Origin of the sequence: Sphingobacterium sp. G1-14 (assembly GCF_002196555.1) — a bacterium.
Lineage (GTDB): Bacteria > Bacteroidota > Bacteroidia > Sphingobacteriales > Sphingobacteriaceae > Sphingobacterium > Sphingobacterium siyangense.
In genome coordinates, this window is record NZ_CP021381.1 from 2,342,745 (window position 1) to 2,366,250 (window position 23,506).

18 protein-coding genes are annotated in these 23,506 nt (G+C 40.7%); 13 read left to right on the plus strand and 5 right to left on the minus strand.

Going from position 1 to position 23,506, the window contains the following annotated elements; translation table 11 throughout:
- Positions 1–115 precede the first annotated feature (115 nt).
- From CBM24_RS09680 to CBM24_RS09705, 6 genes are all read left to right on the plus strand, one after another.
- Positions 116–1,429, plus strand: a complete 1,314-nt coding sequence (locus CBM24_RS09680) for an aspartate kinase (RefSeq protein ID WP_088161047.1) — start codon at positions 116–118, stop codon at positions 1,427–1,429.
- A 15-nt stretch (positions 1,430–1,444) separates the two neighbouring features.
- Positions 1,445–2,605 carry a diaminopimelate decarboxylase gene (lysA, locus tag CBM24_RS09685; RefSeq protein ID WP_075991987.1) on the plus strand — a complete coding sequence of 387 codons (1,161 nt, stop codon included), beginning with the start codon at positions 1,445–1,447 and terminating at the stop codon, positions 2,603–2,605.
- Positions 2,606–2,742: 137 nt separating this feature from the next.
- Positions 2,743–3,495 carry a prolipoprotein diacylglyceryl transferase gene (locus CBM24_RS09690; protein ID WP_088163511.1) on the plus strand — a complete coding sequence of 251 codons (753 nt, stop codon included), beginning with the start codon at positions 2,743–2,745 and terminating at the stop codon, positions 3,493–3,495.
- A 5-nt stretch (positions 3,496–3,500) separates the two neighbouring features.
- Positions 3,501–3,740, plus strand: coding sequence for a hypothetical protein (locus CBM24_RS09695; protein ID WP_046675824.1), 240 nt, complete (start codon positions 3,501–3,503; stop codon positions 3,738–3,740).
- A gap of 11 nt (positions 3,741–3,751) precedes the next feature.
- Entirely contained in the window at positions 3,752–5,155 is a 1,404-nt protein-coding gene (locus tag CBM24_RS09700) for a radical SAM protein (protein WP_088161048.1), read from the plus strand.
- Between the two features lie 115 nt (positions 5,156–5,270).
- On the plus strand, positions 5,271–7,607 hold the full coding sequence (locus CBM24_RS09705) for a mechanosensitive ion channel family protein (protein ID WP_088161049.1): 2,337 nt from the start codon (positions 5,271–5,273) through the stop codon (positions 7,605–7,607).
- A gap of 55 nt (positions 7,608–7,662) precedes the next feature.
- Here the strand turns inward: CBM24_RS09705 and CBM24_RS09710 are convergent, their stop codons facing one another.
- Positions 7,663–8,493: an AraC family transcriptional regulator gene (locus tag CBM24_RS09710; RefSeq protein WP_088161050.1), complete on the minus strand. Its 831-nt coding sequence runs from the start codon at positions 8,491–8,493 to the stop codon at positions 7,663–7,665.
- 107 nt (positions 8,494–8,600) lie between these two features.
- On the opposite strand from CBM24_RS09710, the gene CBM24_RS09715 reads away from it, so the two are divergent.
- Complete coding sequence (locus CBM24_RS09715) at positions 8,601–9,515, plus strand: AEC family transporter (protein ID WP_088161051.1); 915 nt, start codon at positions 8,601–8,603, stop codon at positions 9,513–9,515.
- 278 nt (positions 9,516–9,793) lie between these two features.
- On the plus strand, positions 9,794–10,240 hold the full coding sequence (locus tag CBM24_RS09725; RefSeq protein ID WP_075991990.1) for a DoxX family protein: 447 nt from the start codon (positions 9,794–9,796) through the stop codon (positions 10,238–10,240).
- Between the two features lie 38 nt (positions 10,241–10,278).
- Here the strand turns inward: CBM24_RS09725 and purL are convergent, their stop codons facing one another.
- A complete protein-coding gene (purL, locus tag CBM24_RS09730) occupies positions 10,279–14,010 on the minus strand; it encodes a phosphoribosylformylglycinamidine synthase (protein WP_088161053.1) in 3,732 nt (1,243 codons plus the stop codon).
- Between the two features lie 509 nt (positions 14,011–14,519).
- Here purL and pheT point away from each other — a divergent pair.
- The 4 genes from pheT (at position 14,520) to rny (ending at position 19,515) form a co-directional block, all read left to right on the plus strand.
- On the plus strand, positions 14,520–16,916 hold the full coding sequence (pheT, locus tag CBM24_RS09735) for a phenylalanine--tRNA ligase subunit beta (protein ID WP_088163512.1): 2,397 nt from the start codon (positions 14,520–14,522) through the stop codon (positions 16,914–16,916).
- A gap of 40 nt (positions 16,917–16,956) precedes the next feature.
- Positions 16,957–17,262: a hypothetical protein gene (locus tag CBM24_RS09740; RefSeq protein WP_046675830.1), complete on the plus strand. Its 306-nt coding sequence runs from the start codon at positions 16,957–16,959 to the stop codon at positions 17,260–17,262.
- A gap of 54 nt (positions 17,263–17,316) precedes the next feature.
- Positions 17,317–17,607 carry a cell division protein ZapA gene (locus CBM24_RS09745; protein WP_046675831.1) on the plus strand — a complete coding sequence of 97 codons (291 nt, stop codon included), beginning with the start codon at positions 17,317–17,319 and terminating at the stop codon, positions 17,605–17,607.
- A gap of 354 nt (positions 17,608–17,961) precedes the next feature.
- Positions 17,962–19,515, plus strand: coding sequence for a ribonuclease Y (gene rny / locus CBM24_RS09750; RefSeq protein WP_088161054.1), 1,554 nt, complete (start codon positions 17,962–17,964; stop codon positions 19,513–19,515).
- A gap of 119 nt (positions 19,516–19,634) precedes the next feature.
- Here the strand turns inward: rny and CBM24_RS09755 are convergent, their stop codons facing one another.
- Complete coding sequence (locus CBM24_RS09755) at positions 19,635–20,288, minus strand: HAD-IA family hydrolase (RefSeq protein ID WP_088161055.1); 654 nt, start codon at positions 20,286–20,288, stop codon at positions 19,635–19,637.
- A gap of 141 nt (positions 20,289–20,429) precedes the next feature.
- Here CBM24_RS09755 and CBM24_RS09760 point away from each other — a divergent pair, with 141 nt between their 5' ends.
- Entirely contained in the window at positions 20,430–20,957 is a 528-nt protein-coding gene (locus CBM24_RS09760; RefSeq protein WP_075991994.1) for an Mpo1-like protein, read from the plus strand.
- Positions 20,958–21,100: 143 nt separating this feature from the next.
- Here the strand turns inward: CBM24_RS09760 and CBM24_RS09765 are convergent, their stop codons facing one another.
- Both CBM24_RS09765 and CBM24_RS09770 read right to left on the minus strand, forming a co-directional pair.
- Complete coding sequence (locus CBM24_RS09765) at positions 21,101–22,426, minus strand: ABC transporter permease (RefSeq protein ID WP_088161056.1); 1,326 nt, start codon at positions 22,424–22,426, stop codon at positions 21,101–21,103.
- Positions 22,419–23,354, minus strand: a complete 936-nt coding sequence (locus CBM24_RS09770) for an ABC transporter ATP-binding protein (RefSeq protein ID WP_088161057.1) — start codon at positions 23,352–23,354, stop codon at positions 22,419–22,421. The genes CBM24_RS09765 and CBM24_RS09770 overlap by 8 nt, the downstream gene beginning before the upstream one ends.
- Between the last annotated feature and the right edge of the window lie 152 nt (positions 23,355–23,506).

The window sequence follows — 23,506 nt, forward strand, 5'->3', positions numbered from 1 at the left end:
TAACATATAAGATATGCGGCACAAAACTTTCATGATTTTGTGCCGCATTTTTTTTAATATAAATTCATGAATTGCCTATATTGGCACACAGAAATTTAATAATTGTAACTTCAGTATGAAAGTTTTAAAATTTGGTGGTACTTCCGTGGGGAGTGCAGCACGTATCAAAGGGTTGTTGGATATTGTAAACCCTGCTGAACGTCAGATCGTCGTATTGTCCGCAGTTGCTGGAACGACAAATGCTTTGGTTGAAATAGGTCAAGCTTACACAGCAGGTAAGAAGGACGAAGCTAAAGATTTGGTCAAGAAGCATAAGGATAAGTACGAAGACCTTATTAAAGAACTTTTCAGCACTGAACAAGGTTATAAAAATGGTAAAGAATTGATCGATTACCATTTTAATCTGATTTCTACTTTAGCCAATGAATTATTTACACCTATTGAAGAAAAAGTTATTCTGGCGCAAGGTGAATTGATGTCTACTGCTTTATGGCATTTCTATTTGAACGAAATCGGTATAAAATCCGTGTTGTTACCAGCCCTGGATTTTATGAAAATTGATGAGGATAATGAGCCTATGGTGGAATACATTGGCGAAAAACTAAGTCATATTTTGGCACAGAGCCCAGAAAATACGTTATTTATCACACAAGGTTTTATTTGCCGAAATTCATTTGGTGAAATCGATAATTTGCGCCGTGGCGGTTCAGATTATACGGCTTCATTGATCGGCGCAGCAATCCGTGCGGAGGAAGTTCAGATCTGGACGGACATCGATGGGATGCACAATAATGATCCTCGTGTTGTCAAAGGAACAACACCGATTGCACATCTAAGCTTTGATGAAGCTGCGGAGCTGGCTTATTTTGGTGCTAAAATTTTACATCCACAATCGGTATTCCCAGCGCAAAAATATAATGTTCCAGTTCGGTTATTGAACACAATGGAGCCTAATGCAAAAGGGACTTTGATCAGTAAGGACGGTGCTCAGAAAGGTTGTATTCGCGCCATTGCCGCGAAAGACGGTATCACGGCAATCCACATCCATTCATCCCGTATGCTACTTGCCTATGGTTTCCTACGTCGTGTTTTTGAAATATTCGAGCGTTATAAAACACCAATCGATATGATCACAACTTCGGAAGTGGCGGTATCGTTGACCATTGATGATACAACCAATTTGGCAGATATTATCAAAGAAGTGGAGGATTTTGGTTCTGTAACTGTAGATGGTGATCAGACCATCGTATGCGTTGTAGGCGATTTCGGTTTGAATAGCCACGGTTATGCTGCTCGTGTACTTGACGCTGTAAAACACCTTCCAGTTCGTATGATTTCTTACGGTGGTTCAGACTTTAACGTGTCGATTCTATTGAATTCAGATCATAAAACAGAAGCATTACGTTCATTGCACAATCGTTTATTTTAAGAAGTAGGTTTTTATATGATAAATACAGGTATCGCGGCGAAGTTTGCAGAGAAAGAAACGCCGTTTTATTATTATGATCTGAATGTGTTAAACAAAACCCTGGAGGCTGCGCATGCTGCGTCCCACAAACGGGGATTTCATGTTCACTATGCATTAAAGGCCAATTTTAATGACGAGTTATTGAAGGCGATTCAAGAGATCGGCTTTGGTGCGGATTGTGTGAGTGGCAATGAGGTAAAGAAAGCCATTGAATGTGGCTTTGATTCCAAGAAAGTCACTTTTGCAGGAGTTGGTAAATCTGATAAGGAAATCAATTATGCGCTCGATCAAAATATTTTTGCTTTTAATGTGGAATCCATTCAGGAGCTTGAGGTCATCAATGAGCTTGCCTCAAAGAAAGGTGTAAAAGCAAATGTGGCTTTACGGATCAACCCAAATGTGGATGCACACACCCATCATTATATTACAACAGGGCTTGATGAAAACAAATTTGGTGTGCCCAATGCCGATTTGGAAAAATGTGCAGCCGTGCTTAAAAAATGTGAATCTATTGAATTGGTTGGTCTTCATTTTCACGTAGGTTCACAGATTACGGATATGACCGTATTCAAAAGCCTGTGCGTGAAGGTCAATGAATGGAAAAACTGGTTTGAGGAACGCGGTACACAAATCCGTGTATTGAATGTCGGTGGCGGATTGGGGATTGATTATAAAAATCCTGATGGAAATACAATTCCTGATTTTGAAGCTTATTTTGATATTTTCGACCGCTTCCTGGAGCGTACAGCACAGCAGGAAGTGCACTTTGAATTGGGGCGGGCTTTGGTCGCACAATGCGGAAGCCTTGTTAGCCGCGTGTTGTATGTCAAAAATGGTGTCAAGAAAAACTTCTTGGTATTGGATGCTGGAATGACTGAATTAATGCGCCCGGCCTTGTATCAGGCCTATCATAAAATTGAAAATATCAGCGCGACAGACAGCGCCGAATCCATTAACTACGATGTGGTTGGGCCAATCTGTGAATCGTCCGACTGTTTTGGTAAGGAAGTACCACTTCCCGTTTCAAAACGTGGCGACTTAATTGCCATTCGTTCCGCAGGCGCTTATGGCGAAGTGATGGCCTCGCGTTATAATCTACGTGAGGAAATACGCTTTGTATATAGCAATCAGCTATAAGCTCCCGTTTTTAAAATATTTATTTAAAAGCCAGTCTGTTCTTCAGACTGGCTTTTTGGTTTTAACAGTTTTGTCCTATGTGCAGAAACTTTTGTTTGTCATTTTCTTGATCGTCTTTCGTATACTTGTTTATGCTTATGGCGATTGAATTTCCGGTTACGATAGATTTGTTTGGGAAAACATTTCTCTTACATCCTTTTATGGAAGGATTGGGGATGTTTATTGGTATGCGTTATTATCAGTTGCTCAAATGGAAGGATCAGGAAAGTTTAGGGCATACCAATTCCCTTCTTATTGTTATTGCTGCCGGTCTAGGGGCTTTAATCGGCTCACATGTCATCGGTTCCCTCGAGCGCCCGGCTGAATTGCTCAATGCGACACACAAATGGGCTTACATTTGGGTGAATAATACGATAATCGGTGGTTTAGCGGGAGGTTTGGTTGCCGTGGAAGGGATGAAAAAGATCATGGGTAAAAAAGAAAGTACCGGTGATCGGATGGTCTTTCCCTTGATTAGTGCAATTTCCATTGGTAGGGTAGGTTGTTTTTATACGGGTGTATTCGAGCAGACCTATGGTTTACCCACAACGTCTCCATTGGGGATGTATCTGGGGGATGCCTATAAACGGCATCCGGTAGCGCTGTATGAAATCGCATTTTTACTGCTGTTATTTGTGGGACTCCAACTTTTTAAACGACGATACAATTATCGAAATGGCGTATTGTTTCAGCTTTTTATGCTTAGTTATTTTAGTTTTCGTTTCCTGTTGGACTTTATTAAGCCACGGGCAATTATACTTTTGGGGCTAAGTACCATACAAATTACCTGCATCGTGGTGATAATTTATTATATTTATTTATTAAAAAATGAACGTTTAATCAAAAAATAGAAATTATGTATTTGCTTGAGGGGTCATTTGGATCGGAAAGTACCGCGATGTTGGGACTTTTTCTACTTACTATAGGTGCTATTGTGATCGGTATTGCACTTTTGGTTATTATTATCGGCTCGATTATTAAAGCTGGAAATAAAGAATCAAAATTCAATGTCAATCCCTGGCTTAAAGTATTGTTGGGCGGAATTGGAGCAATGTTGGCAGGGGGACTTGCCTGTGGACTTACCTTTATGAACTAGAGATCAGCTTTATGCCAGTTAGAAACTATACATACTACGATTACACCATCAGCCTATGTCCAACATGCCTTTCGCGTGTTGGTGCCAAGATTATTATCGAGGATGAACAGGTATTTATGACAAAAAACTGTCCTGATCATGGCTTTTTTAAAACACTGATTGCAACTGATGTTGACTATTATAAGAACATTCGGAATTATAATAAAGCCTCAGAAACACCTTTGAAATTTGATAATGAAGTACATTATGGCTGTCCCTATGATTGTGGCTTATGCGTCGATCATGAACAGCACAGTTGCCTTTCTATCATCGAAGTGACCGACCGCTGTAATTTGACCTGTCCAACCTGTTATGCCATGTCCTCGCCCCATTATGGACGACATCGCTCGCTGGAAGAAATTGAACGGATGTTTGACAAAATCGTCGAAAGTGAAGGTGAACCGGATGTGGTTCAGATCAGCGGTGGAGAGCCAACCATACATCCTGATTTTTTTAAGATTTTAGACATCGCGAAGACAAAGCCTATTAAGCATCTCATGCTCAATACGAATGGGATCAGAATTGCAAATGATCCTGGTTTTGCTGAGCAACTCGCGACTTATGCGCCTGAATTTGAAATCTATCTCCAGTTCGATTCCTTTCGCCCATCGGTGCTTGAGAAATTCCGGGGCAAAGATCTTACGGATATCCGAAAAAAGGCCATAGACAAATTAAATACACTCAATCTAAGTACAACCTTGGTCGTCGTCCTGGAAAAAGGAACCAACGATGATGAAATAGGGGAAATATTGGATTACGCCTTACAACAGCGATGTGTACGGGGGGTAACCTTTCAACCGGTGGAAATTGCCGGTCGAAATGCAGCCGATGCACAGCAACATAAAATGACATTAACGGAGGTACGTCAGGAAATCCTGAATCAATATCCACTATTGGACCCTCATGATATTATTCCTGTTCCTTGTAATCCTGATGCTTTGGCGATGGGCTATATACTGAAAATTGGAGCGGAGCGTATACCTTTGACCCGACATATTGATCCTGCTATTTTGTTAAATAGCCAATCACGCAACACCATTGTATATGAACAGGACAAAGGTGTTCAGATGCAATTGCTGGATATATTTAGCACGGGAATTTCTGTGGATAAGGTAAAGCCAAAAGTAAACCAGTTGCTTTGCTGTTTACCCGAAGTCTGCGCACCTGATCTTGATTACGACAATCTTTTCCGAATTATCATTATGAATTTTATGGATGCCTACGATTTTGACGTTCGCGCAGTCAAAAAATCATGTGTCCATATCGTCAACAAAGACTTGAAATTAATTCCTTTTGAGACGATGAATTTATTTTATCGTGATGATAAAGTAAAACGACTGGAAGAACTAAAACTATCGGATGCTATTCGATTTTAACGGGAGATAAGTTATTTTTGTCGAAGAAATACCTTTGGTCCTTTCTTTGCAAGATGTAGTGTTCATTGCATTTGGTTACATATTGTCAGGTAAGGAAATCAACAAAATTTGAAGTATGAAATTGGGCATTGTTAAGCGTTTTATTTTTGTCTTAAGTCTCTTGGCTTTTCAGTTGCATGTGTTTGCACAGGATTCAGTTCAGGTTAGAAGAAATCAGAGTAACGATCGAACCGCGGCACATGTTGGCTTCAATAAAAAGTCAGCTGTGGATTCCACACGTGTTGGCAATGACTCCTTGCGCAATGACCTGAAGAAGGTCAATTTGACTTTTCTTGCTAATATTCGAACAGGTTCAATGGCGGATTTCGTTGCACAACTGAATGAGAAATCCAATACGTATACTGCGACCAATACAGGGTCGGCCAAAGACAGTATTGCTGCAATTAAAAATAGTATTCACGAAGAAATTAGGCAGCTGAAGTCTATTAAGGGCAGTATCAGTAATTATTCAAACAGTCTTAATATTACCCAGGATCAGATCAGGAATTTGGTCAACCGGTATGATATTAGTACCAGTAATCATAGTCGAGCGTACCAATACCTTGATAATGCTCAGCTCAAGCTGTCGGCAAAAATGGATTCTCTGGAGGCCATTAACCGGACGATAGATGAACTCATCGCCAAGAACCAACGCCATTTGCTGCGTCTGGATGCTGTGCATGAAGTGAAAAATGTAAGTAAAAAGGTCGATTCTACATCGAGCAAAAGTTCGATCTGGAAAGCGAATACGGCGGCGATTTCAAAGGATGTAATTTTAAACAATATACGGAGTAATTATAGTAACAATACAGCGATAGACAAATATGTTAATCGGACCGATTGGGCGAGCCGTATCCTGTTGATTGTATTGGGATTGGGCTATTGCTACTGGATTGTGCGGGTGTCCTATATCCTTCGACAGAATGATCCTGAACATAAACTTGCGATTGATGCTATCGTTGGGAAAACAATTATTTTTCTCTTGACACTGTTGCCTTTTGTAGACTTCTTTACACCAAGTTTCATTCTGCAGGCTTCTCAATTGGTCATTATGTTAATCTTCATGTTTTTGCTAAGGCATCGCATGAGCGGGTTACAGCGTAAAATTGCCATTATCCTCATTGTATTCTATCTCCTGGATGTATTTGTCAATATGATCGTAAGCGATGACCTCTTTTTAAGGATCGTTTGTATCGCCTTTAATCTGATTGCACTGGGACTTGTTAGCTACACAAAGCGACGAATCAAAAATGCAGATAGTCCGGGGTATATCAGCAATTTTATTTATGTCGTTTTCGCTATCCTCAATATCACGGCAATTACTTTGAATGTGATTGGCCATGTTGAGCACTCGCGGAGCTTTAGTATTGCCTGTGCCGTTGGTTTAGTCCAATCCTTTACGTTGCAGTATTTTGCAGACATGATTAAGGCAGATGTACGTAATCAGTTTAAAAAAGATCGACTGACTGCAGGATTCTGGATGCGTTTTAACGAACAGCGTACATTGGCTATCATCACCGAAATTCTTCGGATCGTCTGTGTGCTTTTGGCCATTATTGTGTTGGCAAACAACTTACAGTTTATAGAAACATTATTGGCCGCGAGCGAAGTCTTTTTTGGCAAAGTGCGCAGCATTGGAAGCATATCTTTTACACTCGGCAACCTTGTTGTGGCTGTTTTACTGCTTCTGGTGGCCAACTGGTTTCAAAAAAATATCAGTTTGATTGTTCTCGGCGGTGAAGACGGTCAGCTTAGCCAGGTCTATAATCAAAAGATGACCCTATTTCCGCTCTTTCGGTTGGCGATTATTCTGATTGGTTTTTTTATGGCAATCTCTGCCCTGGGAATGAGTTTGGATAAACTTACCGTTGTCATCGGAGCACTGAGTGTTGGTATCGGTCTGGGCATGCAGAATATCATCAATAATTTTGTATCGGGCATTATTCTGGTTTTTGACAAGCCATTTCGAGTGGGCGACCAAATTGAACTTGCCGACAAAAAAGGGCGGGTCAAAGAAATCGGTATACGCGCCAGTGTCCTCAAAACTGCAGATGGTGCCGATGTTATCATTCCAAATGGCGATTTACTCTCTGGAAGAGTCGTCAATTGGACTTTATCACAGGAATACAGCAAAACAAGCTTTGTACTCCATATCGATCGACAGGCCGATCTGGACAAAGCGAAAGAATGGATTAAAGATGCGATGATGTCCAGCCCACATTATATACAGGATAGAGATAGCGGGATCAGCATACAGGATATCAGTGCCGAGATGATCTACCTGAGTGTTTACTGCTGGGTAAACGCCGCAGCCAATGCCTCGTCGCTTAAAAACGATGTGCTGCTTGTGTTATACAAAAAGTTTGAAGCGGAGGGGCTGAAATTTTATAGTGTCATTCCACCCAAAAATTAGTTTATCAATTGACTTTTTCTGACGAGTATACATAATGGATGATCGGGAGCGCTTATTATTTAGTCAGATGGGTTCGGAAATATAACGGGCTGAATCCCTTGGCGCGTTTGTAGAAATGGGAAAGATGGCTCTCGTCGGTAAATCCGAGTTCTGCAGCAATTTGTTTCAAGGTATAATCTTTGGATTTAAGTCTGTTCTCGATGAGTTCGATCCGGTAGCTGTTGATATAGGCTCTTAAACTGGTGCCGAAGTTCTTCTTAAAGTAGATTCCAAAATAGGATGGAGCAATATTAAATTTCTGAGCCAGCAGGCTGACCTGAAGTTTTTCGGGCGAAAAAATATAGCGATGAATATAAGCCGAAATCGATCGGTCTACATATAGTTCATGTTGCTGGGGTAAGCGTTGTGTTTCTGATATTTCTTTGTAGAGCCCAAAGATCGCAACGAGTTGGTCAAATAGCCAATCAGAACGCTCGTTGACAGTGGCATTACTATACAGTCGGACAGCTTCCAGGATATGTGAATAAATCAGGCGATGGTGCTCGTCCATATACAGTTTGCGTTCCTTTAATCCTTTATCATTCATTAGCTCCATAATCCAGGCATTGCGCTTTAGATTACGTTTATTCTGCAGGAAGTAGGTGTCTGTAAATAAAATAAACAAAAAATGGGTCTTTTCTTCAATGTTAAAATAATGCTTGTCTGCCGGACTAATTAAGAACACATCGCCAGGTTCATAATTCAGTTCAAATTTGTTGATCACATGGGTTCCTTTGCCCGAACGAATATAAACAAGCTCATAATAATTTTGCTCGTGTGGAGGCAAATGAAAACTATCCTCAATAAATTCACTGATCCGTAAAGGTTCAAACTGTTTTTTGCGCATTGCTCTCCTGATATATGTCTTTAAATGTACATAAAAATAATGTATTTGTACATGTTATTGCCTGCTCTACTATCGCATCTTTGTGTCGTATAAAATGATAAGAAAACATGATTAATTTTATAATGATTGCATTTTGCATCGCAGCGGGGATGTTGTTAAGGCGAACAAATTTAATTCATTCCGAGGCACATAAAGGGATCAATACCTGGATTCTTTATTTTGCCCTGCCGGCGGTGTCTTTCAAATATATTCCGAAGATCGTATGGTCATCAGAATTACTGTTTCCCGTGTTTTCGGCAATCCTCGTTTGGGCAGGCAGTTGGTTATTTATGGAAGTATACTGTCGGCGTAAAAATTATAAGCAACGCTCCCGCAGTAGCTTGGAATTGGCAGCAGGTTATAGCAATACGTCCTTTATAGGCTTTCCATTGATCATAGCTTATTTTGGGGAAGTCCAGTTGCCGATTGCAATTATTTGCGACCAAACTACATTTATTCTACTTTCTACTGCCGGAATCATCAATGCACTAAAAGCGAATGTCCAGGATGGCGAAACGATCGATGTCAAATTTATGCTTCGAAAGTTAGTCAGCTTTCCACCCCTGATCGGTTGTATAACAGCCTTAATGCTGTCTCAATTTGTTGACCTTTCAGTTGCCGAGCCTTTTTTCGATAAATTGGTGGCCACCGTTGGGCCCTTGGCCTTATTTTCTATTGGTTTACAGTTGAAGTTTGATGGTTGGCGACAACAGATTTCGCAGATCAGTACAGCGATGAGTTATAAATTGATTCTTGCCCCAGCATTGGTATTACTATTTGCATTACTACTTGGTGTGAAGGGAGCTGTTGCACGGATCAGTATATTCGAAGCAGCTATGCCAACCTTGGTCACTTCGGGGATCATTGCCGAGCAATACCATCTGAATACCAAGCTGGTCAATCTGGTTATCGGTTTTAGTATTGTTGTGGGGCTACTAACAACTGCATTTTGGGACTTTGTTATTCGACTTTTTTTCTCCTAACCTACAGTTGCGTTGATTGATTGATTGATTGATTGATTGATTGATTGATTGATTGATTGATTGATTGATTGATTGATTGATTGATTGATTGATTGATTGATTGATTTTGAAAACAGCGTAAGCCTGATTTGGCAGCAATTTGTCTTATCTGAAGTATTATGTAGGCGGGGGGATGTATTCACTTCGTAACATTTTGATAGTGAATCATCTCATGCGAACAACTTTTTTGCTGTTCAACTGTTATTAGGCTATAACCATCTATAAAAAGGAGGTATGTTATGAACCTGATACACAAAATTGAACATTGGGGCGATGCTCATCACCCACAATGGATTGATTACCTAAGAATAGCCTTAGGGGTCGTTATTTTTGCCAAAGGTGTAAGTTTCGTAAATGATAGGGATGTTGTTCAACATATGATTGAGCAAAGTAGTTTCCACTTATCATCATGGGGTGCTGTTCACTATGTGGTTTTTACCCATTTGGTGGGAGGGTTGTTCCTAATTTTAGGTTTTCAAACCCGTTTGGCCTCACTACTGCTATTTCCGGTACTGGTAGGAGCTGTATTTTTTGTTAATATCACCCACGGGTTTAGTTATTTGAATTCCGAATTGTGGCTTTCTATAGTCGTATTCTTTTTGCTGATCTTTTTTATGGTCATGGGCTCTGGAAAATACTCCCTAGATCAAATGATGAACAAACCAGGATACAAAAGGGATATCTAAAAAAAAGCTCCTTCATGCATGAAGGAGTTTTTCTTTTTTTATTTGCCTTGCTCGTCAATCCATTGGCGCGCATTAACGAATGCTTCAATCCAAGGAGAAACTTCGTCCTGACGACCTTTTGGATAATTTGCCCAATGCCATTGGAACACCGAACGCTCAATATGTGGCATAGTAGCCAAGTGACGTCCAGTCTTATCGCAAACCATTGCTGTATTATAGTCCGAACCATTTGGGTTATGCGGATATTGCTCATACGCATATTTTGCAACGATATTGTATTGCTCTTCAGCATACGGAAGGTTGAATTTTCCCTCCCCATGTGAGATCCAAACACCCAATGTACTTCCCGCTAGTGTCGATAACATGACGGAATTGTTTTCCTGAACTTTTACAGATACAAAGTTTGACTCATGTTTTCCGGAAGTATTGTGTAGCATTTTTCCGTGGATTTCATGCTCAGGATTGATCATCTCAAGTTCCATAAATAGCTGACAGCCATTACAGATACCAACCGAAAGTGTATCCGGACGAGCAAAGAAATCGGTTAGGGCTTTTTTCGCTTTTTCATTGTAAAGGAAAGCTCCAGCCCAACCTTTTGCCGAACCCAATACATCTGAGTTCGAGAAACCACCTACAGCACCGATAAATTGGATGTCTTCCAATGTTTCGCGACCAGTTATCAAATCGGTCATGTGAACATCTTTTACATCAAAACCTGCCAAGAACATGGCGTTAGCCATTTCGCGTTCGGAGTTGGAACCTTTCTCACGAAGGATCGCAGCTTTCGGACGTGCCTTAGTTCCGTCAATGTTAGGTTTCTTACCATCAAATTGACTTGGGAAAGTAAAGGCTAGGGGTTGATTTTTATAATTATCGAAACGTTGTTGTGCTGTTCCATTTTTAGATTGCTTTGAATCCAAAAGGAATGATGTTGTAGACCATACATCACGTGTTGCTGCGACATCAAAGCTGAATACCGCTTCTTGATTTTTAATCGTTACCGTATTACCTTCGATCACCTGACCAATTTTAACCGCGTCCACAGCAGCTTCCGTGACAATCGCCTCAAAAGCAGCGTCGTCTTTCGCCTGAAGCACAAGTGCAATATTCTCATTAAAGAAGGCTTTTACGCTATCAGATTCATTTAATGCTGAAAGGTCATAGTTGGCGCCGAGATTAACATCGGCAAAGGTCATTTCCAATAAGGTGGTAATCAAGCCCCCCGATCCGACATCGTGACCAGCTTCGATCTGTCCTTCGTTAATTAATTGCTGTACGGTATTGAATGCTGTTTTGAAATAAGCAGCATCTTGAATGGTCGGTACTTCAGTACCTAATTTATTGATGATCTGCGCAAATGACGAACCGCCTAATTTGAACTGATCTTTTGATAAGTTGATGTAATAGATCGATCCGGCCTTTTTGTTCAGCACAGGTTCTACCACTTTTGTGATATCAGTACAATTTCCTGCGGCAGAAATGATCAATGTGCCTGGGGCAATGACGTTTTCGCCGTTTGGATATTTTTGCTTCATCGACAAAGAATCTTTTCCCGTTGGGATATTGATTCCCAATGCAATGGCAAAATCCGAGCAGGCTTTAACAGCTTGGTATAAGCGTGCATCCTCACCCTCATTATTGGCTGCCCACATCCAGTTGGCCGATAGGGAGATTCCTGCGAGGCCATTTTTGATTGGCGCAAATACGATGTTGGAAAGCGATTCGGCAATAGCCGTTCTACTTGCCGCCGCCGGATCCACCAAGGCAGCAACAGGGGAGTGACCTATTGTTGTCGCAATACCTTCTTTACCTTTATAGTCAAGTGCCATAACACCGACGTTGTTCAACGCCAATTGCAATGGACCTGCACATTGTTGTTTGGCAACACGGCCACCAACACAACGGTCTACTTTATTGGTTAACCAATCTTTCGAAGCAACAGCTTCCAATTGTAATACTTGGTTTAAGTAGTTTGGAATGTCGGCTGCATCATAAGCAAGATCCGCATAATTGCGAACGACGGTTTTATCGCGCATGAAAGTTTTTGGCGATGAACCAAAGAAATCTTCAAGGGCGTAATCCATTGGTTTTTCACCTGTACTTTTCGATTCGAAAGTAAAGCGGTGGTCGCCAGTGACATCACCTACAGTGTACATTGGTGCGCGTTCGCGATCTGCAACACGTTTTAACGTGTCAATATCATCTTCAGCGATCACAAGTCCCATACGTTCTTGCGATTCATTACCGATAATTTCTTTTGCCGATAGTGTAGGATCTCCTACAGGAAGTGCATCCAGGTCAATTAAACCTCCGGTCTCTTCAACAAGTTCAGATAAACAGTTTAAGTGGCCACCTGCACCATGATCATGGATCGAGACAATTGGGTTATGATCGGACTCTACTAAGCCACGAACAGCATTCGCTGCACGTTTTTGCATTTCGGGATTGGAACGTTGAATCGCATTAAGCTCAATTCCAGAACCAAATGCTCCTGTATCTGCAGAAGATACAGCGGCTCCACCCATTCCGATGCGGTAATTTTCACCACCTAGGATAACGACTTTATCACCAGTTTTCGGCGTATGTTTTTTCGCTTGATCTAGTTTTCCATAGCCAACACCACCAGCTTGCATAATGACTTTGTCGTAACCAAGTTTACGGCCATCCTCTTCATGCTCAAAGGTCAATACAGAACCTGTAATGAGGGGCTGACCAAACTTATTACCGAAGTCAGAAGCACCGTTGGAAGCTTTGATCAGGATGTCAACTGGGGTTTGGTATAACCATTGACGCTCTTGCATCGCATTTTCCCATGGGCGAGTTTTGTTGAGTTCCTTTGCCGGCTCAGTTACTGCTCCTGCCTGAAGGTCCAATTTATTTTGTTCCAATCGCGAATAAGCAGTCATATATACGGCTGTACCCGCCAATGGAATCGCTCCTTGGCCACCGGCCATACGGTCGCGGATTTCACCACCTGACCCAGTAGCAGCTCCCGAAAATGGTTCTACAGTAGTAGGGAAATTGTGTGTTTCCGCTTTTACTGATAAAACCGAATCAAATGCTTTCTCTTCGTAAAAATCAGGTTTGTCGGCAGATTTAGGCGCAAATTGTGTGACACGTGGTCCTTTAACAAAGGCAACGTTATCTTTATAAGCAGAAACAATCTCGTTCGGATTCGTTTCAGAAGTCTTTTTGATTAATTTAAATAGGGAAGTGGGCTGCTCTTCGCCATCAATGATAAAGGTACCATTGAAAATCTTGTGTCTACAGTGTTCAGAATTTGCTTGTGAAAAAGCGAATACTTCCGAGTCTGTAAGCAGACGACCCAACTTGGTCGAAAGATTATTGAGGTAGTCTACTTCTTCTGGATTTAGCGCAAGGCCCTCAGATTTGTTGTAGGCCTCGATGTCTTCAATTTCCAATATCGGTTCAGGTGTGATGTTGACGGTATACATGTCCTGTGTCAACATACTGAACTTTTGTGAAATCATTGGATCGAAGTCATTGAAATCTGCTGGTACCGGTTGAAATTCTTCTATACGAACAATTCCTGCAATGCCCATATTTTGTGTGATTTCTACGGCATTGGTACTCCAGGGAGTAACCATCGCAGCGCGGGGTCCTACAAAGTAATGGTTAAGGTTTTGGTCGTCTAGTTTTTTGGCGTTGCCGAATAGCCAGTTGAGTTTAGTAATGTCTTCTTGTGATAAAGAGTTTACGCTTTGAACACCATATACAGTGTTCGATGGGTTCTCAAAGAAATGAATCATTATAAATGTTTGTTTTGAACGTTCTTCAAATTAAAGCACAAAGTTACATATTTATTTTGATGGAAATGCTTGAATTTTCATTAAAAAATAGGCTCAGGTTGCGTTTACTGGAAAAGGCCAAAATTGCTGTTTTGTGTAAATAAGTGTAAAGTTGTGTTAATTCATGTAAATAAAAGTTATAATTAATAATTGCATTCGTTTCGTTCGGGGAAAGCCCCTACATTCGCAGCATTCATCACCTATGAATAAATATGATTATCCTTGGGAAGGGGTTTATGAACTCCTTCATACGATCTCTTCCTTCGGTATGAATCTAAGGTCCAAATAGCTACCTTGGTTCTATCGTATCAACTTTCAAAAAAGATAAAATCGCTTGCTGCCTAGCCTAATGAAGTCTTTTGAGGAGCCTACCTACCGCATTAAATTCAGACCAACTGTTGATGAAGGGTAAATTGACGTTGGATATAAACTCAAATTTATCTAAGTTTGTGCATCAAATCAAATTCGAGATGAATATTTCATATAATTGGTTAAAACAACACGTTAATATAGATTCGACACCGGAGGAACTATCGCTTATCTTGACAAATACAGGATTGGAAGTAGAAGCTTTGGACGTCGTGCAGAGTATCCCAGGTGGATTGGATGGTTTGGTTGTTGGTGAAGTGAAAACTTGTGAACAGCATCCTAATGCCGATAAATTAAGAGTAACCACCGTTGATGTCGGTGGACCGGAGTTATTACACATTGTATGTGGCGCACCGAACTGTCGTACAGGATTGAAAGTCATTGTTGCTACAGTGGGTACGACATGCCATCCGCTTACAGGAGAGCCTTTTAAAATTACCAAATCTAAAATTCGTGGTGAAGTTTCCGAAGGTATGTTGTGTGGAGAAGATGAAATCGGTTTAGGTACATCCCATGCCGGTATCGTTGAATTACCAGCTGATGTTGCTGTGGGGACCTTAGTGAAAGATCATTTCAATATCCAGGATGATTACCGTTATGAAATTGGTTTAACACCAAATCGTGCAGATGCAGCTTCGCATTTAGGCGTTGCAAGAGATATTGCGGCACATTTTCGTACACAATTGTTAAAAGCAGATGTTTCTGCATTCAAGGCTGCTGAGGCTGAGGGAACGACAGTGGTCGTTGCGGACGCACAGGCGAGCCCACGTTATAGTGGTATCAATATTACTGGTGTTCGCGTTGGCGAATCTCCAGATTGGTTGAAAGAGAAATTAAATGTTATCGGTGTTCGTCCGATCAATAATATTGTCGACGTCACAAATTATATATTACACGATTTAGGTCAGCCATTGCATGCTTTTGATGCTGATAAAATTGCGGGAAATAAAGTCATTGTTCGTCTTGCAACTGAGGGCGAGAAATTTGTTACCTTGGATGGTGTGGAGCGTACCTTGTCTGCAGAGGACTTGGTGATTGCCGATGCTGAAAAACCGATGTGTATTGCGGGGGTTTTTGGTGGAGCACATTCTGGTGTGTCAGCCGAAACGACCAATGTATTTTTGGAGTCGGCTTATTTTAATGCTGTTTCTGTACGGAAGACCTCCAAAAGACATGGTTTAAAAACAGATGCTTCTTTCCGTTTCGAACGGGGTACCGATCCAAATATTACGGTTGAAGCATTGAAGCGCGCTGCTTTATTGATCCAAGAAATTGCAGGTGGAACCATTTCATCTACCCTAAAGGATGCGTATCCTGTTGTGATTAAACCGTTTTCATTTCACGTGAACTATGCGAATGTGGTTCGTTTGATCGGTCAGGCGATTCCAAATGAAGAAATTAAATCCATTATTGTCGCTCTTGGCATTGAAGTCACTTCAGAAACTGAAACGGGCCTTGATGTGTTGGTGCCGGCATATCGTGTCGATGTCACACGTGAGGTAGACGTTGTGGAGGAAGTGTTGCGTATTTATGGTTATAACAATATTGAGTTGAAGTCACAGATTAAGGCCTCTTTAAATACGGTTGAAAAGCCAGATAAGGAAGTTGTCTTAAATCAATTGGCTGATCTGCTCATTGCAAATGGATTTCGTGAGATTCTGTCCAACTCCCTAACAAAGCTGGACTATGCGGATGATAGCGAAACGGCGGTTAAATTGTATAATCCATTGAGTTCGGATTTAGATACGATGCGTCAAAATATGGTGTTTTCTGTTTTGAGTGCGATTGAATATAACCAAAAACGAAGAAACTTCGATCTGAAATTCTTTGAATTCGGTAAGACTTATGCACTGGATGGTGAAGGCTATAAAGAAACACAACACCTGGTTTTTGCCATGGCGGGTAAAAATGAAGCTGAGCAATGGAATAGCAAAAAAGATGCGGTTAATTTCTATAACCTAAAAGCAGCCGTAGATACTGTTATCAAAAGGCTGAAAATTGAAGGGATTCAGATACAAGATGCTGCAAATTCACATTTTGCCTATGGTTTGAACTATATGAAAGGGCAGAAATGTTTGGTTTCATTTGGTGCAATTGCAAACGCAGATTTGAAAAAAGCAGATGTTGAAGGTCAGGTTTTCTTTGCTGATTTTGACTGGGATGTTTTGATGAAAATTATTCGTAAGAATAGCATTCAATATAAAGAAGTTTCCAAATTCCCGGCTGTACGCAGAGATTTATCGCTCTTGATCGACGAAAATGTAAGCTTCGATAAGCTACAATTTGTCGCTCAGAAGACCGAACGCAAGCTTTTAAAGGAGGTAAATGTGTTTGACGTGTATAAAGGTGATAAAATTCCGGAAGGGAAAAAGTCTTATGCTCTGAGCTTTATCTTGCAGGATGAAGAAAAAACACTTACTGATAAGCAAATTGATGCGATAGTTCAAAAATTAATTGTTAATTTTGAGAAGGAACTAGGCGCGGAAGTGCGTGGTTAATTAGAGATACAACATTAATTGGTAATATTCAATTTATATTATGGCAACATTGTCTTCACAAATGAATCTGATCGTTGAGAAAACGAAAAATTTAATTCAATTGTGCGAAGTCTTGCAAGAAGAAAATGATTTGCTTAAATTAGAGGTACAATCCTTAAAAGTGGCTTTCGATGCGAGCAACGATAAGAGCAAGCAATTGGAAGAGAAGGTCAAAGCGTTGGCAGTTGCCCGTACGTTAGATTCTGAAACGGATAAGGAAGCAATTAATGAAAAAATACTTGACACAAAACAAAAAATTAACGATTTTGTGCGGGAAATAGACAAGTGTATTAGTTTGTTGAAATAGTTGGGAGAAGTGTTATCGGATTCAAACTAATACAACGTTAAAAAGCTCAAAGAAATGGGAGAGATTTCCATAAAAATAAATATCGCAGATCGTGTTTATCCCCTTCGGGTGGAGAGCGCGGAAGAAGAAGTAATTCGACACGCTGCGAAATTGATAAATGAAAAAGTAAAGGAATTGCAGGAAAACTATACTGTGAGAGATAAGCAGGATTTGTTATCCATGTGTGTATTGCAATTTGCGACGCGTATGCTTAATGCAGAGCGGCAGTCTCAAAACCACGAAGTGGGTTTGGAAAATTCAGTACAGGAACTTGATCAGTTGTTGACGGATTTCTTTAAAAAATAAATTTACGTTCTTTATATTTAGAGCTTAAACGACGAATTTGCCGCAATTAAATTCGGGTTGTCACTATTTTAAACTTAACGCTTCAATATTACAGGCGCAAAAAGATATAGGCCATTTTGCGAAAGCCATCTGGGTCATAATCTAAGCCTAATTATGTAATCACGAAGTTTAATAATACATGAGACCTGTTTAAATTTAATTGCGGTTTTTTTTTGTCATGAAGTCCTGATGCACTTATCCGGATCGCTACTGAGTTGGCGCATATCAAAGGTAAGGGGACAGGCTGATTGATGATTTTACTGGAATTTGAATATAATTAATAAAAACAAACATAAATAATACAATTATACATACATGGACATCGCAATTTATAGCATAATTTCTCTGATTGTTGGTGTTGTTATAGGTCGTTATCTATTGGTTCTGTTATTTAAAAAACAAGAGCAGGAAGCCAAGGATAAGGTAAATAGCATACTGAAAGATGCAGAGCAGGAAGGGGAACACATTAAAAAGAAACGCCTATTAGAGGCCAAAGAAAAGTTCCTTCAATTAAAATCTGAACACGAAAAGGAAGTCAATCAACGTAACAATACCATCAACCAAAAGGAAAATACGTTAAGACAAAAAGAACAGTCAATTAACCAAAAACTTGAAAACATCAATCGCGATAAGCAAGATGTAGATACCAAGAAAAAGCAATTGGATAAATTGGTTGAACTGAATGAAAAGAAATCTGAAGAAGTAGAAACACTCAAATTACAACAGATTAAGCAATTGGAAAGTATCGCTGGCGTCACTGCTGACGAAGCAAAAAATCAATTGGTGGACTCGTTGCGCGAAGAAGCCCGCTCACAAGCGATGATTCAAATCAAAGATATTGTGGATGAGGCCAAATTGACGGCGACTAAAGAGGCGAAAAAGGTTGTTATTCAGACCATCCAACGCACTGCTACAGAATCTGCAATCGAAAATACGGTTTCAATTTTCAATATCGAAAATGATGAAATCAAAGGTCGTATTATTGGTCGTGAAGGTCGTAATATTCGTGCATTGGAAGCTGCAACAGGCGTAGAAATCATTGTAGACGATACACCTGAAGCAATTATCCTATCTGGTTTCGATCCCGTACGTCGCGAAATAGCGCGTTTGGCTTTACACCGTTTGGTAACAGATGGTCGTATCCACCCGGCACGTATTGAAGAGGTTGTTGCTAAGACGCGGACGCAAATAGAGGATGAAATCGTTGAAATTGGTGAACGTACCGCGATCGATTTGGGAATCCATGGTTTGCACCCCGAATTGATTCGTATGGTAGGGCGTATGCGTTACCGTTCGTCTTACGGACAGAATCTTCTACAACACTCGCGTGAGGTAGCTAATTTTGCAGCAACAATGGCGGCAGAACTAGGTCTGAATGTTAAACATGCGAAACGTGCTGGATTACTACACGATATAGGTAAAGTGCCTGATGATAATCCGGAGTTGCCACACGCTATTTTAGGGATGCAACTTGCAGAGAAATACAAGGAACACCCTGATGTATGTAATGCAATTGGTGCTCACCATGATGAGATCGAAATGACTGCCTTAATATCTCCGGTTGTTCAGGCTTGTGACGCGATCTCTGGTGCACGCCCGGGCGCACGTCGTGAGGTTGTGGAAAGTTATATCAAGCGCCTAAAAGAGTTGGAAGATTTGGCTTTATCGTATCCTGGGGTTGAGAAAACCTTCGCGATACAAGCTGGCCGTGAGCTACGTGTCATCGTTGAGAGTGAGAAGGTGTCTGATGCACAGTCGGAAATACTAGCTGCTGATATCTCTAACCGTATTCAAACGGAAATGACTTATCCAGGGCAAATTAAAGTAACTGTGATTCGTGAGACAAGATCAGTGTCTTACGCAAAATAGATCCTAAGGATCTATTATAAAAAAAGCTCCAAACATTTTGTTTGGAGCTTTTTTTATGCAATTCTACACGTTTTTCCTTCAACTTGATCATTTCAGCCATTCCATTCTCCAAAGGAGATTTAATATCGGAAAAATTCCATCAGATCTGTCACTGTAGCCAATAGATAGGTCGGATCTTCCTGTTCGAGTTCGGCTTGGCTACCATAGCCATACAATACACCAACAGCATCCATACCTGTTTCTCGGGCACCAATCAGATCATGTTTGCGATCTCCGATCATGAGGCAGTCTTGTGGACGTGTTAGCTTGGCCTGTTCCATGACATATTGGATGACACTGGTTTTGGTCGGTCTGGAATCGTCCAAAGCGCTTCCGCCCGCAAAATCAAAATAGGTATTTATTGCAAAGTGCTGTAATATCTTGTGGGCGAAAATTTCGGGTTTGGAGGTCGCAAGGTAGATGTTGTACCCCTTTGTTTTCAGCAATGCTAAAAGCTCAGGTATGCGATCAAACAGGATATTCTCATACAGCCCTATGGTTGAAAAGCGTTCCCGATATTTTTCTACACAGGCAATAGCTTCGCTTTCCTCAAATCCAAAGGTATGTATGAAAGAATCTTTAAGGGGCGGGCCGATCAAGGGTTTGAGGCTATTCAGATCTGCTGTATGGATGCCTTTGGATTCTAAGGCATAGGCAATACATTTCGTAATTCCTTCTGCGGGGTCGGTCAGGGTTCCGTCCAGATCAAATAAGATATGTTTGTAAGACTTCATGCTGCAATATTACGGAATAGAATAGGAGTAAGCGAGTTTGTATGCTCTGAAAGCATATAATGACCTGCAGCAGACCAAAAAATAAGGAATATTATCATCTTTAAGGCCTAAGGCATGCCCAATATTTGTTAAATTTGCCGAATGAAACAAAAGAAGAAAGTTCAAGAAGTCGAACCTTTACGTCCCGTAGATAAGTATTTTGCGGAGCTGGATGCTAATTTTCAGGATCCGACCAACCGTCTGATTCAAGCCATCTTTTTACCATTATTGTTTTTTGGTATCATGGGCTGCATCTGGATGATCCCATTTCCACAGTTCGAGTTCTTGGTCAAACTCAATTGGCATACTTTTTTGAATTGGGGATCTTTCTTCATCGCTATTGTCATTTACTATTATTTAAAGCTGTCTGCAACGTTGTCCTATGCGATATTATTCTCTATCGGGGGCATGAGTTTCTTTATTGTGCAATTGGAATACGCACAAAAGAATGGTGGCCCGGCTGTCATCTGGGTGTGTTTGGGAATCGCATTGCTAGCTATTGTCGCGCTGTTTATCGGTAAGGGAAAGGAAAAGAAGAAAATCACAGGACAGCAGTTTCTACAGTTTTTACTTGTCGGACCGATATGGTTGTGGCATTTTGTCTTTAAAAAATTGAATTTAAGATATTAACTGAGCTGTTTTTAGGTGCTGATTGTACTATTTATGATCGTAGCCTAATCGGGATGCTTGTATATAAAAGAAAAGGGCCAAATTGCTTGCAATTTGGCCCTTTTTATGTTGCTGTAGTTATGCACAGCTGGTTCAGAATACAGCTAGCTTTTGTAATTGAACCATTTGATGATTTCTTTGAGACTTGCTTTTTTACCATAGATCAAAATACCGACACGATAGATGCGGGCAGCAACCCAGGTCACAAATAAGAAGGTCAGTATGAGCAAGGTCAATGAGGTCAGAATCTGCCATAGGGGTACACCAAAAGGTATGCGAACGAGCATAGCGATGGGAGAGGTGAATGGAATAAAGCTTAACCATGTTGCAATCGGTCCATTGGGATCATTGATAATGACGCCAAAAGAAAGAATATAGGTCAATAGCAAAGGCATGGTAATGGGCATTGAAAACTGATTGGCTTCTGTTTCATTGTCGACAGCTGAACCAGCAGCAGCGAAAATAGCACTATACAGCAGATATCCGGCAATAAAAAATAGAAAGAAGAAAATGATGACTTCCGTGAAGTTAAAGCTTTGGATCGAAGTAAGGATAGAAGCAGAATCATTCTGGGCCATTGCTTTTGATACGGTACTCATATTACCCGCTCCAGGTTGGCTTGCCGCAACCTCCTGCATATCCTGAGGATTGACAAATAGGAGCGTTGCTGTGATAAATAAGCCTCCTGTAAGCACTAGCCACATGACAAATTGCGTCAGTCCAACCATACCGATCCCAACAATTTTACCCATCATGAGCTGAAAGGGTTTGACCGAGGAAATAATGACTTCGATGATACGGTTGCTCTTTTCTTCGATAATACCACGCATTACCTGGGCACCATAGAGAAACAGCGATAGGTATACTAAGATAGCCAAAGCGACACCAAGACCCATTGCAATGGCTGTATTGCTGTTCTTTTCTTCACCGTCTGCTGTTATTTCTTTTGCATCGATGGTGACTTTGGGCTTAATGGACTCGATAATCTGCAGGTCGATACCCTTGGCTTTATATTCCTTCTCACGGATGATTTCTTCCAACTGGCCGCTAATGATCTCCTGTGTGACAAAACTTGTCTTGCCGCCGGTAATCAGCTCGGCTCTTTCGCTTGTTAAAATATCTTTTGGAATATAAAGGATCGACTGTTTTCCTTCGCTTTGTGTAAGCTGCGCTTTTTGAGCCTGGAGGTCCAATTTGGATACGGTATAACTTACATTTTTATTGCTTTGGAGTTTGCTGGCAAAGTCGCCTTGCTCATCTAAAATAAAGACTTCGGTGTGCGAATCTTTGAAGCTCTTTTTTGTCAGATAAAACATGCCTGCATACAGTGCGAAAAAGAACAGGGGCACGGCAAAAGTCATGACAATAAAAGATTTTTTCTTGACACGTGATAGGTATTCCCGTTGGATGATAAGTAATATTTTATGCATGATCGTTAGCTGTAGGTGAGACTTGTGTGACTTTTTGGATGAAAATATCCGCCATGGAGGGAACGATTTCAATGAGTTGATTGAGCTGTATTTGGGGTATGAAACGCATTAATACATCATTGATATGGCTGTTGTTATTTAGCTGAATTGTAGTGATGTATGTTTTTTCATTCTTTGTTGACGTGATGACCTCAAATAGGGTGTCGTCGGACAGAAGAAAATTATCTTCGCTTGCTGTATATTCCAATCGATAGGTTTGATTTCGGTATTCTTTTTTAATCGCTTGTACAGAACCATCCAGTATTTTTTTTGATCGGTTGATGAGGGCAATATTATCGCAAAGCTCTTCCACAGTCTCCATGCGATGTGTGGAAAATATAATGGTCGCACCTTCTTGATTTAAGCGGAGAATCTGTTCTTTTATGATATTGGCATTTACGGGATCAAATCCCGAAAAGGGCTCATCTAAGATAATCAATTGTGGTTGGTGGATGACTGTAGCGACAAATTGTACTTTTTGCTGCATACCTTTACTGAGATCTTCTATTTTTTTGTCTAACCAGGATGTGATGTCCAGGCGTTGGCACCAATCTCGGATGCGTGCTAAAGCTTCTCGCTTGGAAAGCCCCTTAAGCTGCGCCAAATACAACATTTGATCACCGATTTTCATTTTTTTGTACAAACCCCGTTCTTCGGGTAAATAGCCGATTTGAGCAATGTGCTGTGGACCCAAGGGTTCGCCATTAAACAGAATTTCGCCGGAATCGGGGGCGGTAATTTGGTTAATAATACGGATCAGGGATGTTTTTCCCGCCCCGTTTGGCCCCAATAGCCCAAAAATCTTACCCTTTGGGATTTGAATGGATACATCGTCCAATGCACGGTGATTGGCGTAATCTTTGGTGACATGATTGATTTCGAGTAACATCTATTTTAAGGTTTAATTTATTCGTTCTTTGGGTTTTTAAGAACCTTGCTTTTTTTCCAAAGACTGACGTTTATTTATGTAGTTAGTATCTTGTACGGCTGAATTGTTACAGCATCCCTGAAAAATTTTATGCATATTTTCGCTTCGGAATA

What these genes read in the sequence shown, in the direction of transcription:
- CBM24_RS09690 (WP_088163511.1), top strand. Translation starts at nt 2,743, where the DNA reads ATGGCGATTGAATTTCCGGTTACGATAGATTTGTTTGGGAAAACATTT.
- rny (WP_088161054.1), top strand. Translation starts at nt 17,962, where the DNA reads ATGGACATCGCAATTTATAGCATAATTTCTCTGATTGTTGGTGTTGTT.
- pheT (WP_088163512.1), top strand. Translation starts at nt 14,520, where the DNA reads ATGAATATTTCATATAATTGGTTAAAACAACACGTTAATATAGATTCG.
- CBM24_RS09695 (WP_046675824.1), top strand. Translation starts at nt 3,501, where the DNA reads ATGTATTTGCTTGAGGGGTCATTTGGATCGGAAAGTACCGCGATGTTG.
- CBM24_RS09745 (WP_046675831.1), top strand. Translation starts at nt 17,317, where the DNA reads ATGGGAGAGATTTCCATAAAAATAAATATCGCAGATCGTGTTTATCCC.
- purL (WP_088161053.1), bottom strand. Translation starts at nt 14,010, where the DNA reads ATGATTCATTTCTTTGAGAACCCATCGAACACTGTATATGGTGTTCAA.
- lysA (WP_075991987.1), top strand. Translation starts at nt 1,445, where the DNA reads ATGATAAATACAGGTATCGCGGCGAAGTTTGCAGAGAAAGAAACGCCG.
- CBM24_RS09765 (WP_088161056.1), bottom strand. Translation starts at nt 22,426, where the DNA reads ATGCATAAAATATTACTTATCATCCAACGGGAATACCTATCACGTGTC.
- CBM24_RS09715 (WP_088161051.1), top strand. Translation starts at nt 8,601, where the DNA reads ATGATTAATTTTATAATGATTGCATTTTGCATCGCAGCGGGGATGTTG.
- CBM24_RS09700 (WP_088161048.1), top strand. Translation starts at nt 3,752, where the DNA reads ATGCCAGTTAGAAACTATACATACTACGATTACACCATCAGCCTATGT.
- CBM24_RS09680 (WP_088161047.1), top strand. Translation starts at nt 116, where the DNA reads ATGAAAGTTTTAAAATTTGGTGGTACTTCCGTGGGGAGTGCAGCACGT.
- CBM24_RS09725 (WP_075991990.1), top strand. Translation starts at nt 9,794, where the DNA reads ATGAACCTGATACACAAAATTGAACATTGGGGCGATGCTCATCACCCA.
- CBM24_RS09710 (WP_088161050.1), bottom strand. Translation starts at nt 8,493, where the DNA reads ATGCGCAAAAAACAGTTTGAACCTTTACGGATCAGTGAATTTATTGAG.
- CBM24_RS09760 (WP_075991994.1), top strand. Translation starts at nt 20,430, where the DNA reads ATGAAACAAAAGAAGAAAGTTCAAGAAGTCGAACCTTTACGTCCCGTA.
- CBM24_RS09740 (WP_046675830.1), top strand. Translation starts at nt 16,957, where the DNA reads ATGGCAACATTGTCTTCACAAATGAATCTGATCGTTGAGAAAACGAAA.
- CBM24_RS09770 (WP_088161057.1), bottom strand. Translation starts at nt 23,354, where the DNA reads ATGTTACTCGAAATCAATCATGTCACCAAAGATTACGCCAATCACCGT.
- CBM24_RS09705 (WP_088161049.1), top strand. Translation starts at nt 5,271, where the DNA reads ATGAAATTGGGCATTGTTAAGCGTTTTATTTTTGTCTTAAGTCTCTTG.
- CBM24_RS09755 (WP_088161055.1), bottom strand. Translation starts at nt 20,288, where the DNA reads ATGAAGTCTTACAAACATATCTTATTTGATCTGGACGGAACCCTGACC.